The sequence below is a fragment of the Bacillus sp. FSL R5-0585 genome (assembly GCF_038004545.1).
Taxonomy (GTDB): Bacteria; Bacillota; Bacilli; order Bacillales; family Bacillaceae_G; genus Bacillus_A; species Bacillus_A cereus.
The window spans coordinates 2,727,861-2,744,739 of the sequence record NZ_JBBORJ010000001.1; the positions used below are offsets into that span (position 1 = coordinate 2,727,861).

Below are 16,879 nucleotides of genomic sequence, written 5' to 3' on the forward strand. Positions count from 1 at the left end.
TGACAACTTTGTAAATCAATCTTCTACTTCGCTTGCAATAGAGGATTTCCTAACAATCTGAAGGAATATGTACAGTGGAACTTATTTCATATTAAAGGGGAGACACGATGAAACAAGCACTATTAATTATCGACGCTCAGCAAGAATTAATTGATGGAAATGAGCAAGAAAATGAAGTTTTTCGTAAAACCGAGCTATTATCTACACTAAATATAGCCCTGCAGAAAGCAATAGATTCAAATGCTCTTATTGTTTTCGTAAGAGATATCGATGTTGCTTCTGGTAGTGGCGAAGGATTTGAAGTACATAATCAAATTCAAGTACCCCAGTCTGCAATCTTTATTAATAAAGCAGCAACCAATTCATTCTACGGCACTTCTTTACTTGAGCTTTTAAAAGAAGAAAACATTAATCATATTGTTATAGGCGGATGTAAAACAGAACATTGTATTGACACTGCCGTTAGGACAGCAACTGTACAAGGATTTGATGTTACATTAATTAAAAACGGGCATTCAACAACTGATTCTAACGTATTGTCTGCAGAACAAATTATTGGTCATCACAATAAAACTTTACACGGTCATTATAACGTTGATAATTTTTCTATGGTGAGAGATATCGAGGAAGACCTCTTTCAGCCAACTCATGACCAATATCGTGATTAAATTGGATAAAGTGAAACTTTAATCAGTGGTGGTTTGTTGATCCCCCACCTAACTTCTTTGCTTCCACTGAATTTTTGGGGTGGGAGTCTTACTGTCCGGCAAATAGCGGGATAAAAAAAGAATCCTTCATTTAAAAGGATTCTTTTTTATCCAAAAATTTGTGCTGCAATACTATATAGTTCACTATTTCTTTTTATTAACCGATTACTATTTTTCATCATAATTGGTGGTGTATTCACCTTTTTAAAACCAGCAATCTCTAATTCTTTCATGAAATCGTTCTTTCCTTCTGGTACATCCATTCTTAATTTTCCATTATGCCCTCTTGCTAAATCATGTACCATTCTCATTGCCATCGCATTATTTTTAGCAACGACTGGTCCTATTATTTTATTTTCTGGCGTTTGTATACTTAAACCATATCCTATTATATTTTCTTCCGTATCCTTTACAACGACACACTGCTCACTTTGCATAATTCTTTTCTTTAAAAACTCTTTTCTATTTGTTCCAAACCCATATTCATCTATTTTTATTATTTTTTCTAAATCACCCTCTTCATAATTCATCACATAATCTTCATTTCTTACACAATAATCTTTCGCATTGTATGAGTTACATATGTATTTAGAAACATAACTTACTGCCCTAAATCCTAACTTTTCATATAAAGGCTTCCCTTCATCCGTAGCAATAAGCATAATTGGAGTTTGAGCTGATACGCTTGTAACGCACGCTTCCGTTATTATCTTTCCAATCCCTCTCCCCTTATAATCTGGATGTACAATTACCATTCCGATAGATGCCAACGCCTCCCCATATAATATTATTGCTGCGCTAGCAATAAGTTCCTTTCGCTCATTCCATACGCCGTATACAATACCTGAGTTAAAAACTGTATCAATTTCTTCTCTGTTATAATCCCAGCCAATATAAGAAGATAATGCTACAATATCGCCTATTTGTTCTTTACTAAGACGCTCCACCCTAATTTCCAATTCAATCATACTCCATCCCCTTATCTAGACATTTAAATCATTATTACTAAATCAACTTGTACATGTTTCCATTCATTTGTCACATACATATGTTATTTTGACCAAGACTATATTGTAAATGAGGTGACAACATGCCCATTACGAATCGATTTTCTACCACCACTAACGGCGCACTCGCTATTACTGGAAATACTTTAGGCTTAAGTAAAATTAGTAATCAAAACCGTGCTGGTACAATCGGGGCAATTGGTGCATTCGCAACTACGAATACTGCTTTACAAGTACCTACTTTTCCTGCTGGTACAACGTTAAACTATACACAAAATAGTTCTACCGCTATTTTAAATATCCCTGCTGGTAGTACGATTCTTTACGCAGAACTCGTTTGGGGTGGAAACTATTTATCTCGTGATCAAAACATTACGAGTGTATTAGGAAATCCAGTTTCTTTTACAACACCTGTTTCAACATACTCGATTACTCCTTCAGCTGTTACAGCTTCAAATCAAACTTTCGTTTCAAATTCTATTACATTTGGCTTTTACACTCGTTCAGCAGACGTAACAACCCTTATTCAAGCTGGAGGCTCTGGTTCTTATACTACGGGAGCTGTCCCTGGACTTGTAGATCCTATAGATGCTTCTAATGGAACAATTAATTCAGCTGGATGGACGCTTATCGTCGCTTATCAAAACGGGACATTACCAGCAAGAAACTTAACAATTTACGTAGCTGGAAACCGTGTTTCTGCTGATACTGGTAGTGCAGATGTAGCTGTTTCTGGATTCTTAACACCTTCAGGAGGACCTGTAAGCGGGAGATTATTTTTAAGTTCTATTGAAGGAGATGCAGATATAACAGGGGATCAAGCGCTATTTGGACCAAATTTCAGTTCATTAAATGCTTTATCTGGGCCAAATAATGCTGTAAATAACTTCTTCGGTTCTCAAGTGAATAATGCTGCAGGAAACTTAGATACAACTGGGACATTTGGAACGCGCAATCAAAGTGCCGCTACAAGCACAAATATCTCCGCAGGCCGGCAAGGTTGGGACATTACTTCTATTGATATTTCTCCTTATTTAACAAATTCTCAAGTGTCCGCCGCAATCCGTTTAACGACTAACGGAGACGCTTATATGTTGAATACAGTCGGTTTACAAATCAACATAAATTCACCTAATATTCAAGCAACGAAAAGCGTAAATAAAAGTGTTGCGGCAATTGGAGACGTTCTCACTTATACAGTTACTATCCCTAATACCGGACTTCTTCCTGCCAATAACGTTATTTTTACAGACATCCTCCCTAACGGTACTTCCTTTATACCTGGCACTGTAACAATAGATAATGTCCCACAAACGAACGCAAATCCGGCCGCTGGTATATCTCTCGGAACCATTAATAATGGTGCTTCTCGTACAGTAACTTTCCAAGCTACTGTCGTTTCTCTTCCAAGTCAAAATCCTATCTCTAATACTGCTAATATTACATTTCAATATACACCAATCGCCGGAGGAACAACCTTTAACGGTCTTGCAACAAGCAACTCTGCTGGAACACAAGTTAACCTTGCAGATATTAATGGAACAAAATCAGTTAACAAACTTTTTACCGATATTGGTGAAACGTTAACTTACAGCATTGCCTTAGCTAATATAGGAAATATCGCGGCAACGAACGTTATATATACGGATCCGATTCCTAGCGGAACTACTTTCATTCCAGGGAGTGTAACCGTTAACGGAGTTACTCAAGCTGGAGCAACTCCCGCTAATGGTATACCAATTGGTTCGATTGCAGCAAATTCCACTACTACTGTTTCATTCCAAGTGCTCGTTCCTTCTATCCCCCAAACAAACCCAATATTAAATAGTGGAACAACAACATATCAATACATTCCTGTACCTAATCAACCAGCAGTAAGTGGGACTGATACGACAAATATTGTCTCCACTCAAGTGAATAATGCTACTGTAACAATGACGAAAGCAGTAGATAAAAATTTTGCAGATATTGGTGACACACTAACGTACACCGTTTCCTTTACAGGTACAGGTAATACAAATGCGAACAATGTTATTTTTACAGATGTCATCCCTACTGGAACAACTTTCGTTCTAAACAGTTTAACAATAGATGGCACGACACAAGTGGGCGCAAATCCCGCTAACGGCGTGAATATTGGATCCATCCCAAGCGGCACAACAAAAAATGTTGCATTTCAAGTAGTAGTAAATACAATACCCGCGTCAAATGTCGTATCTAACGGATCAAGTGCTTCTTATCAATATACCGTCAACCCTAGCCAATCACCCGTTACAAAAAACATTTCTTCTAATCTCGTTTCCACTCAAATTAACAATGCGAATGTAACATTAACAAAATCAACTAACAAACAATTTGCCACAATTGGCGAAACGATAAGTTATACAATCCTTATTACAAACAGCGGAAATACAGCCGCTAATAACGTACAACTAACAGATCCACTTCCAAATGGAACGATATTAAATCCTGGTACTGTAACACTAAACGGAGTTTTGCAAAATGTAGATTCTCTCGTTGCATTACCTATCGGCACAATTCCTGGCGGGGCTACTTTTACCCTCTCTTTCCAAGTAACAGTCATCAATATTACCGCCCAAAACCCTATCATTAATAATGCCTTTGCTTCTTATCTATATACTGTAAATCCAAGTCTGCCACCGACTTCAAAAACAGCAAATTCTAATTCTGTTACATCAACAATTAGACTAGCAAATCTCCATGCTAATAAATCTGTAGATAAAACGTTTGCGGAAGTTGGTGATGTATTAACTTACACCTTTTCTCTCACTAATGATGGAAATGTTGCAGCGAACAATGTATTACTATCCGATTCAATTGCGAATGGAACCGCCTTTGTCCCAAACAGCGTTATAGTTAACGGTGTTACTCAGCCAGGCGTTACACCAGCTAGCATCAATATTGGTAGCATCAATGCTAATACTACAATTACAGCTTCATTCCAAGTAGTAATAACTAGCATTCCAAATCCAAACCCTATTTCAAATAGCGCTTCCATCTCCTATAACTTTATCGTTGATCCAAACGCTTCACCTGTAAGTAAGAACACTACTTCAACTACTACATTTACTCAAGTAAACGATGCAAATGTCATTTCAGCCAAAACAGTGGACCGAGCGTTCGCTACCGTAGGGGATATATTAACTTATACTGTTACTTTGACGAATGCAGGAAGTGTTTCTGCTGATAGTCCTACTTTCGTAGATACGAATCCAGACGGTACTACCTTTATCCCAAACACTTTTCTTATTAATGGTGTACTCCAAAATAACGCAGATCCAAATATAGGTGTTCCACTACCTTCCATTGCTGCTAATGGCTCACTTACTGTCTCTTATCAAGTAACCGTCACCTCTGTACCAACACAAAACCCAACGATAAATTCATCTAGTACACAGTATAGTTTTATTCTAAATCCGGGCGACCCGCCAACTATAGAAACATCTGTAAGTAACACTGTAAGTACACAAATTAATTTAGCAAATGTAGTTATTGTCAAAGAAGTAGATTTAACTATAGCCGATGTCGGGCAACCAATCACATATACAATTTCTTTAGCTAATCTTGGAAATACTACAGCGAGTAATGTTATTGTTACCGATATAATCCCTAATGGCACCACTATCGTACCAAATAGTATTTTTATAGGTGGTACTTTACAACTAGGTGCAGACCCTAGTACCGGTCTTCAAGTCGGCTCCATTCCTTCAGGTGGTTTTACAACGATTGTTTTTCAAATAAGTGCAAATGGGCTACCTTCACCAAACCCAATTCAAAACAGCGCTTCACTTCAATATAGCTTTATCGCTGATCCAAATTTACCTGCTCTTGTTAGAAACGCTGCTAGCAATATAGTAACTACACAAATTAATACTGCTAATATCGTTGCTACAAAACTAACGAGTACAAACTTCGCTGATGTTGGTGATGTCATACTATATGCGACTATTTTAACAAATAACGGGAATATCCCTGCTGCTAATGTAACGTTTACAGATATCATTCCAGCGGGTACCCTCTTCATTCCTAATACTGTAACGATTAATAATGTCCCTGTAGCTAACGCAAATCCTGCTACCGGCATTTCAATTGGTACGATAGGAGCGAATTCATCACGCACCGTTGCATTCCAAGTTTTTGTACCAACTATCCCTGCTGTAAACCCAATTACAAATCAATCAAGCACAACATTCCAATATACGTATGATCCATCCAAACCAGCTGTAATGCAGATGGTTGCTTCTAACACTGTACAGACAACTATTAATAATGCTACGATTGCCGCTGTGAAATCGGCAGATAAACAGTTTGCTAACGTAAATGATATTATTACGTACACAACTACTTTAACGAATAACGGGAACACACTTGCATCAAATGTAATATTTACAGATGTAATTCCAAACGGGACATCGTTCATTCCTAATAGTGTTACTGTAAACGGGAATACACTGCCTAATGTCAATCCAGCAAGCGGAATTGCAATCGACCCAATAAATTCGAATGCAAATACAATTATCTCATTCCAAGTACAAGTAAATTCTATCCCGAACCCAAATCCAATCCCGAACCAAAGCAATACAACGTACCAGTATGTCGTAGATCCTAACTTACCTCCAGCATCCGCTAATACGTTAAGTAACGTAATAACAACTCAAATTAATAACGCTACTATTGTCGCTACGAAGTCTGTGAATACACCGACAGCTGCAATTGGTGATATCGTTACCTATACGATTGCAGTAACAAATACAGGTAATATCCCTGCTAGTGCAACTGTTTTAACGGATGGGCTTGGCGCAGGAGCTTCATTTATCCAAAACTCCGTAACGATCAATAATGTTCCACAACCAGGATTAGATCCATCACTTGGTGTTCACTTGGCAGATATTTCGCCAGGAGATACTGTATTCATTACTTTTCAAGCACAAATTTTAGCGATACCACCTAGTGGCACATTAACAAATAATGCTCTTGTAAATTATGAATATACCGTGAATCCAAACCAATCTCCTGCTGTTGGTAGCACCGTAACAAATACAACAGTTACACCAATTATTGACGCTACTTTAGTAATAAATAAAAGTGCTAGTACAACTTTCGCTACAATTGGTGATACAATTACATTCACTTCATCTGTTACAAACACAGGAAATACTACTGCTAACAACATTGTATTTACAGATTCAATTCCAAATGGTACTACCTTTGTCCCAAATAGTTTTAAAATAAACGGTGTAACCGTTCCGAATGTAAATCCACAAAATGGTATCAATATTGGTAACTTGAATGCAAATGCATCGATTACACTCAGTTTTCAAGTAAACATCTTAACACTTCCAACCCCGAATCCAATCCCGAACAAATCATCGCTTCAATATAGCTTTATTGTAGATATAAACGAACCGCCAGTTTCACGAACAGTTCAATCTAATAAAACTTTTACACAAGTAAATACTGCTTCTGTTATCGCAACAAAAACTGCAAGCAGTGCTTTTGCTGCTGTTGGAGATACAATTACGTATACAACTACCCTCACCAATAGCGGAAATACTACCGCAAACACACCTGTTTTTATCGATATATTACCACCTGAACTTTCATTCGTTCCTGATAGCGTACAAATTAATACCATCCCACAACTTGGATTTAGACCAGATAGCGGGATCTCTTTAGATTCAATTCCAGTTGGAGGAACGACAACAATTAGCTTTCAAGCTATCGTTGGCTCAATACCAGCTACCAATCCAACTTTGAACCAATCTAGCACAACATACTCGATCATTGTTGATCCTACCCAGCCGCCTGTGACAGAAACAGCTACAAGTAATCCAACTTTAGTTCAAATTAATGAAGCAATTATTCAAGCAACGAAAAGTGTGGATCGACTATTTTCTGACGTAGCACCTGGAAATTCATTTTTAACGTATACTATTTTATTGGATAATATAGGAAACGTAACTGCTACGAATATCATTTTTACAGATCCGATTCCAAATAATACAGTGTTTATAGAGGATAGCGTTCGAGTAGGCGGGGTTTTATTACCTGGGGTAAATCCAGCGAATGGGATACCAATTGGGGATATTATTGCAGGAGATTTTACAAACATTACCTTCCGTGTGCAAGTAGTTAGCATTCCAAATCCAATTTTCACAATTGGACCTGGGGGGCCAAACTCACCAGTTGTAAATGGCGCTTCCATTGATTATCAATTTATGACAGGACCTAATTTACCACTCGTTTCAAGAAGTACGACCTCCAATCCGGTTTCGACACAAATAAATTCCGGAGAAATTACACTTGTTAAATCTGTAGATAAAACTTTCGCAACAATTGGCGATACAATTTCTTATACAATTACATTAAGTAACCCTGGAAATGTCACTTCACAAAATATAATTTTCACAGATATTTTACCTGACGGAACGACATTCATATCTGGCACTCTTACAAACGATTCTGGTACACAGCAGATCGGAAATCCAGCTAACGGGATTCAGATTGAAAATATAAATCCAAATGGAACGGCCGTGATTACTCTCAACGTACTTGTTACAAACATTCCAAGTATAAATCCAATTTCTAATTCTAGTTCTGTACAATTTTCACATGTGGTCGACCCTAGCCAACCTGCCGTATCACAAACGAATGTATCTAATACGGTTTCGACAACTATTAACAGTGCGATATTAACAACCCAAAAAAGTGTGGATAAATCTATTATTTCCGTCGGGGATACACTTACGTATACAACAACTATTACAAATACAGGAAATACACCAGCTACAAATATAACTTTTACAAGTGCAATTCCTCCTAGTACTACTTTTATACCAGATTCCGTCACAATAAATGGCATCCAACAGCTTGGTGCACAGCCAGCACTCGGAGTAAATATACCAAATATCGCGCCTGGTGAAACAGTAACTGTTACCTTCCAAGTAAATGTTATTTCTGTTCCTCCTTCAAGCTCAATTATGGGTAACGATACAATTTTATATTCTTATACTGTTGATCCAAACGGAACTCCTGCTACTACTTCTACTTCAACGAATATTGTCACAAACCCAGTATTAGATGCTATGATAACGATGGTAAAATCGGTCGATCAAACCCTTGTAACACTAGGCGATACCATAACCTATACGACAATTTTAACGAATAACGGTAATACAAATGCAACTAATATTACTTTCACGGATCTTATACCAAATGGTACAACATTTATTACTGATAGCGTTACAATAAATGGACTCACACAAATTGGATTGAATCCTAATACAGGCATAACGATTGGATCAATTGCTCCTAACAGCTCAATATCTATAGCATTTCAAGTTACCGCTACTTCTACCCCTGTTCAAAATCCTATTGCCAATTCCGCTACTGCTTCTTACACATTTATTGCTGATCCCAATGCACCTATTGTTTCAAGAAACGTTGCTTCAAACACAGTGTTTACTACGATTAATACAGCTACCATTCTTTCATTAAAACAAGTCGATAAATCCTTTAGTCGTATTGGAGACACACTCACTTATACTGTCGCTTTAACAAACAATGGAAACTCATCTGCACAAAATGTTATATTCACAGATACCGTGCCAAGTGGAACTACATTTATTGCAAACACATTTTCTATTAATGGAGTTCCTCAAAGTGGTGCGGATCCATCGAATGGTGTAAATATCGGACCTATAACAGCTGGGACTACAGTAACAGTTTCGTTCCAAGTTACTGTAACGTCATTACCAACCGAAAACCCAATTGTAAATTTCTCATCAACATCGTATCAATTAGTCTCACCACCTGATGCAGAAACTTCAATTAGTAATCCTGTTTCAACACAAATTAACGAAGCTATATTATCCATGACGAAAAATGAAAGTGTCTCTTTTGCAGATATTGGGCAAACTGCTTTTTACACTACTTCTATTTCGAATATAGGAAATACAGATGCAGCCAACATTGTATTCACGGATGTATTACCGAGCGGACTCACATTTGTTCCTAACACATTAACTGTTGATGGTGTTTTACAACCTGACGCGAATCCAAATACCGGTGTATTACTTGCAGCACTTCCGCCTAATGAAATATATAGTATCGTCTTTCAAGTTGTGGTGAACAACATTCCACCTATTAATCCAGCACCGAATACCGCATCCACGAATTATGAGTTTACTGTTGATCCAAATAGTCCTCCCGTTTCAAGTACAGCTAATTCTAACACGACGCTTCTTCAAATAAACAACGCAACTATTAATAGTACAAAAACAACAGATCTTAATTTTGCGGATGTTGGTAATACAATAACATTTACACTTAACCTCCCTAACACCGGGAATGTGGCTGCAACGGACGTAACTGTTATCGATATTCTTGATAGCAATTTAAGTTTCGTTCCGAACAGTTTCACAGTTAATGGGCAAACTATTCCAAACGCTGATTTATCTACTGGTGTAAATATCGGCTCCATTAATGGTGGAAGCACATCAATTGTCACATTCCAAGCCATCGTTTCAATGCTCCCAATCAACAATCCTATTTCTAATTCGGCTCTTACCACTTACCGTTATATTGTTGATCCTGATCAGCCATTCATTTCAACTTCTAATCAATCTAATACAACGACAGCGCAAATTAATAGTGCTATCCTTACTGCACAAAAAAATTCAAATGTGTCAACAGTAGATATTGGGCAAGATATTATCTACTCCGTTACGATTACAAATAGCGGAAATGTTAGTGCAACGAATGTTATTTTTACCGACCTTATTCCAGACGGAACTTCCTTTGAACCGAATAGCTTTACACTGAACGGAACTAGCATCCCAAATGCAGATATCATTACAGGCGTTCCAATCGGTGATATCGCGCCAAACGAATCTGTCATCGTAGCATTTCATATTAATGCCAATGAAATTCCATCTATAAATCCAATTACTAATCAAGCTAGCGTTAGCTTTCAACATATCGTTAATCCAGCTAATCCTCCAGTTTCAAAAAATATTACTTCTAACAACGTTATAACAAAAATTGAAAGTGCTATTTTAAATACGATTAAAATAGGAGACAAAACTTTTGCAACGATTGGTGATACGATTACGTATACAACGACTATTACGAACACAGGTAATATTCCTGCTAACAACGCTATATTCTCAGACCCTTTACCATCGTGGACACAATTTGTTGCAGAATCAGTTATTGTTGATGGCACTCCATTACCATCCGCTTCGATTATTAACGGTGTTGGCATAAATACAATCAATCCAAATCAAACTGTTACAATCATATTCCAAGTACAAATCGTAAGTAATCCTACAACGTTCACACCTGAACTCCAAAACTTAGGATTTGTTAACTTCCAATATAACGTAGGCAATGCATTACTGGCTCAGCCTGGCAATGTGGAAACGAATGTCTTCGTTACTTCTATTAATACAGCCATACTTTCAGCTGTAAAAACTGCTAATACAGCCTTTGCAAATATTGGAGATACGATCACTTATACAGTTTCGATTCAAAATAACGGCAATACAAACGCTACGAATGTAAATTTCTCAGACCCAGTTCCAACTGGAACGACCTTTGTCGAAAATAGTTTTGCTGTAAATGGAAATACCATTCCAGGCGCAAATCCAAATAACGGAGTTAATATCGGAACAGTTAGTGCAGGTAGTTCCTTAACTGTTACTTTCCAAGTCATAGTTACATCAACTCCACCTTCAAATCCGATTACAAACGTAGCATCTATTCAATACGCATTCATCGTTGATCCGGCCTCTCCTCCTGTTACAGGCACGATAAATTCTAATAGCGCTTCAACACAAATTAATAACGCGACTGTTACAACTGTTTTACAAGCAAATCGTTCAATTGTATCTATCGGGGATGTAATTACGTATACAGCAACATTAACGAATACTGGAAACTTCCCTGCAAACTCTGTATTACTCATTAACGGAGTTCCTGAAGGAGCATTATTTGTTCCAAATAGTGTTACGCTCAACGGGATTTCACTTCCAGATGCAAGTCCAACTCTCGGTATTCCAGTTGGTATTATCGCACCAGGTGATTCCGCTACTATTACGTTCCAATTTCTTGCAAGTTCTATTCCACCGCAAGGAGCGATTATAAATCAAGCACTTACAAGTTACACGTATATTGTCGATCCAAGTCAACCTCCTGTTACAGCAACATCCTCGTCTAATACGGTTAATACAGCTGTTGTTGATGCATCGTTATCCGTAATTAAAAGTACAGATTCTCTCGTACAATCTACTGACGGTACAATCACTTACACAGTAGTCGTTCAAAATAACGGAAATACTACTGCAAATACAGTTACTTTAACAGATTTGGTCCCAGAAGGAACTGCATTTATTCCGAATAGCGTTACCATTAATGGTGTTTCTGTTCCAGGTGCCGATCCTAACGTAGGAATACCATTAAACTCCATCACACCGTCAGAAATCGTCACTGTAACATTCCAGGTTATCGTTCAATCTATACCAAGCGTGAACCCAATTTCTAATACAGCCCGTATTGACTATACTTTTATCGCCGATCCAACTGCTCCTATCATCTCTCGAACAATTACGTCTAATCCTGCTTTCACACAAATTTCGGATGCGACTATCCTTTCTTTAAAAGCAGTCAATGCACCTCAAGCAACAACAGGTGATATTTTGACTTACACAATAACACTAGAAAATACCGGAAATATTCCAGCTGCGAATCTCATATTTTCAGATACGATTCCCCAAGATACTACATTCGTAGAAAATAGTTTTACACTTAATGGAACAGCTATACTTGATGCCAATCCAAATGTAGGTGTTACTTTACCTACTTTAGCAGCAAACGCTACTCACCTTATTTCGTTCCAAATTCTTATTAACGATTCATTCTCGCAAGAATCGATTACAAATCAATCCAATACAACATATACAATCCAACCAGACCCAGGGCAACCACCTATTACTGAAACATCTACTAGTAATATCGTCATTACAAATTTCGTGCAAGCACAATTGACAATTACAAAAACATCCAATCCAACAACTGTAGATATTGGCGGAACTATACTTTATATTTCTGAAGTGAAAAATATCGGTAATGTTGACGCAATAAATATTAATTTCACAGATTCTATTCCAGCTGGGACTACATTCGTTCCCGATAGTGTCACAATTAACGGTGTCCTTCAGCCTGGTGTAAATCCTGAAAACGGAATACCGATTGGAACAATTCCAGCAAACAGTTCCAAAACGATACTATTTCAAGTGCAAACAAATAATCCACCTACTGAAACCGAAATTGTAAATCAATCTTCAGCAACTTACCAATATGTAAGTATCCCTACAGCCCCACCAGTAAATCGCTCTGCAAATTCTAACATTATTACAACATCACTTCAAAACGCAAATATTATTTCTGTTAAAAGCGCGGATGTAACTTTCGTATCAATCGGGCAAATGATTACCTACACAAATACACTACAAAATATAGGAACCGTTCCAGCTAACAATACCGTGTTCATTGATAACATTCCGGAGGGTACTATATTCATTGAAGATAGCTTAGCAATAAATAATGTCATTCAGCCTGGTGCGAACCCAGAGAATGGAGTAATTCTCGGCACGATACAACCAGATGAAACAGTCACTCTTTCATTCCAAGTACAACTTACAAATATACCAGCGGGCAATACAGTCATTAATATTTCAAACACTTCGTACGAATACCAAATTGACCCTAGTTCTCCAATTATTCAGCGTAGATCGTTATCAAATGCAGTAAATACTGAAGTGCGGACGGCAAATGTTAGCGCCATTAAATCCGCCAATAGAACCATTACACGTATCGGTCAAATCATCACATATACAGTCGCAGTTACAAACGCTGGTACAATACCTATTACAAATACTCTCCTACTTGACGCAATTGCTGCTGGCACCACATTCGTTCCAAATAGCATTCTTGTAGATGGCGTACCAAGACTTAACGAAAATCCAATTACAGGTATCAATCTTGATATAATTCTTCCAAATAATACGATTATTGTTACGTTCCAAGTAAGCGTAGTCTCTATACCGCCACAAAATAACATTAATAATATCGCCGTCATTCACTATGAGTATCGACCAGACCCAAGCACACCACCAATTTCAGAAACGACCTCTTCCAATGCTACAAACATACAATTTATTGATGCTATTCTTATTGCTACAAAGTCCACTAATACTGTATTAGCTAACATTGATGAAACCATTGAATATACAGTATTCATTCAAAATAATGGATCGGCTACAACTAACTCCATCTTTTTTACAGATACTATAGCGGATGGAACAGTATTTATTCCAGGAAGTGTAGTAGTTAATAATACTGTACTTCCTGCAGCAGATCCGAATATCGGCTTTTCCATTCCTAATGTCGCAGCAGGTCAAATGGCTACAATAACATTCCAAGTTTCCGTTACGAATTTACCTGCTGTAAATCCAACACCTAATACTGCAAACGTCGTCTACGACTTTATTTTCAATCCTGACTTTGCACCAATTCAAAAATCTACTACTTCCAATACTACTTTTGTTCAAATTAATGATGCTGACATCGTTTCACTTAAAACTGTTGATTTAACCTCTGTAACGATTGGTGACATTTTAACTTATACAACAACTTTAACGAATACAGGGAATACGGATGCGACTGCTGTTGTATTTACAGACAATATTCCTAATGGAACAACCTTTATTGACGGTAGCGTTTTAGTAAATAACATTCCTCAGCTTAATGCCAACCCAAGTGCAGGTATACTTGTGGGAACGATTGCTCCTAATATTTCTATCCCAGTCACATTTTCTGTTACCGTCGTAGCTCTTCCTGCTAGCGGCCATGTTCAAAATCAATCAACTTCTCGGTATACAATAAACGTGGAAGAACAAATATCCACTAGCAATATTACCTTCACTGAAGTTATTTCTGCTAATGTAATTGCGACAAAAACAACACCTATCCAATATGCTGACCTACAAACTATTATCCCTTACACTATTTCCATTACAAACAATGGGAATATACAAGTAGAAAACATTATTGTTACAGATATCATCCCAGCAAATACGAGCTTTATAGAGAATAGTGTTATCGTGAATGGCAACGCTCGGCCAAATGACAATCCACTTAACGGTATACAAATTGATAACATTCCGCCTAATACGACAGCAACCATTCTATTCCAAGTACGGGTTACTTCGATTCCACAAACAAATCCAATCTCTAACACGAGTACAATTGAATATGAATACACGGTACCAAATCGACCACCTATTACCGAAACTATTATTTCATCAGCTGCTTTAACAGAAATTAATCATGCGAATTTGAATAGTAATAAAGCTGTTGACCTTGCATTTGCAACGGTTGGTGATACGTTAACGTATACGATTACACTAAATCAAACCGGCAATGTTGCAGTAAATGATGTAATCATTCAAGATATTATTCCTCAAGGTACTACGTTTATAGAAAATAGCGTCATTGTAAACGGAGAAACTCTTTCAGGAGTGAATCCAGTAAGCGGCATACCAATTGGTACTATAACTATTGGTGGAGATGCTATCGTTTCATTCCAAGTAACTGTGACTTCTATTCCAACACCAAATGAACTAAACAACAACGCAATTACTACTTTTAACTATATAGTCAACCCAAATAACGTACCTGTTACAAATACGACTACAACAAATACTGTCAAAACTACTGTCCAAAATGATAATGTCATTGCCATAAAATCTGTTGATGTAACGAATGCCTTACCTGGTCAAACTTTAACGTATACAATTACGATTACGAATAGCGGTAATGTAACGATTGAAGACCTTCTTGCCATAGACGCCGTACCAATAGATACGACTTTTGTTGCTGGTAGTGTTACGATTAACGGAATCAATCAGCCTAATGAGAATCCTGAAAATGGTATTACGTTAGGAAATCTTGCTCCTAATGAATTTGTTATTATTACGTTCCAAGTGACAATATCTTCTTCTACTCTTCAATCTACAATTAATAATGATGCTTCTGTTTCCTATACCGTTATCATTGATCCAACAAAACCACCTATTACAATTACAAAACAAACAAATACCGTTACAACGACAGTTATTGATCCGATGGTTCGCATTGAAAAAACAGCTGACAAATCTATTGTCGTTATAGGAGATATCATTACATTCACATTAGCGGTATTTAATCATTCCCCAATTCCGACAATTAGTACTTCTGTTATAGACACAATTCCAGCTGGTACAACATTTATAGAAAACAGTGTAACAATTAACGGTACTCCAGTTCCAAATATTCGTCCAGACACTGGTATTAATATCGGCTCTTTACCTGCAGATTCAGTAGCAACTATAACATTTCAAGTTCTCGTAACTTCTATTCCTTCAAACAGTACAATTGTAAATTCTGCAACAGTTACCGCTGCTTTCCAGTTGACGCCACAGGATCCAATTATTACTTTCATTGTTAATTCAAATATTGTTCGTATACCAGTTGAATTTGTAACTGCAACCGTCACGAAAGGTGCTTCCGTCAGCTCAGCTTATTTAAATCAATATTTTGATTACACGGTGCGTATTACAAATACTTCCGAAATTTCACTCTCAAATATTTCTTTACAAGATACCATTCCAGCAGGTTTACAATTTATAAATGGCACTGTCTTCATTAATGGCGAACGCTCTCCACTAGCGAATCCGAATTTCGGTTTCCTAGTCGCTACTAATTTGGAACCAAACGAAACAATTATCGTGTTATTCACAGTACAAGTAATAGGTCCACCTGTTACTAATGAGTTTAAAAATACGGCCAATATTTCGTTACAACTTCAAGTCTCGCCTACCGACCCACCAATTACAGTAACCGTTACAAGTAACGAAAACATCGTCACTTTTGTTCCAGAAAATCCAGATGAAACACTTCCAAATTTAAATTGCTTCTTTGACGGTGAACGCTTCATTCGCATTACTCCTCGAAATGTACGAAATTACCTTTGGACTTGGATTTGGTGGAAGTAATTGAAACAAAAAAGAGATTGTAGTTTGGTTGAAACCAAATTACAATCTC

General features: G+C 37.3%; 3 protein-coding genes. 2 read left to right on the forward strand and 1 reads right to left on the reverse strand.

The features are described from left to right. The first annotated feature begins 107 nt into the window (after window positions 1-107). Window positions 108-668, forward strand: coding sequence for a cysteine hydrolase family protein (locus MKY38_RS13990; protein ID WP_070179991.1), 561 nt, complete (start codon window positions 108-110; stop codon window positions 666-668). Window positions 669-814: 146 nt separating this feature from the next. Here the strand turns inward: MKY38_RS13990 and MKY38_RS13995 are convergent, their stop codons facing one another. Further along, window positions 815-1,675: a GNAT family N-acetyltransferase gene (locus MKY38_RS13995; RefSeq protein ID WP_341049136.1), complete on the reverse strand. Its 861-nt coding sequence runs from the start codon at window positions 1,673-1,675 to the stop codon at window positions 815-817. 122 nt (window positions 1,676-1,797) lie between these two features. Here MKY38_RS13995 and MKY38_RS14000 point away from each other — a divergent pair, with 122 nt between their 5' ends. Beyond that, window positions 1,798-16,830, forward strand: a complete 15,033-nt coding sequence (locus MKY38_RS14000; RefSeq protein WP_341049137.1) for a DUF11 domain-containing protein — start codon at window positions 1,798-1,800, stop codon at window positions 16,828-16,830. Window positions 16,831-16,879: the final 49 nt, after the last annotated feature.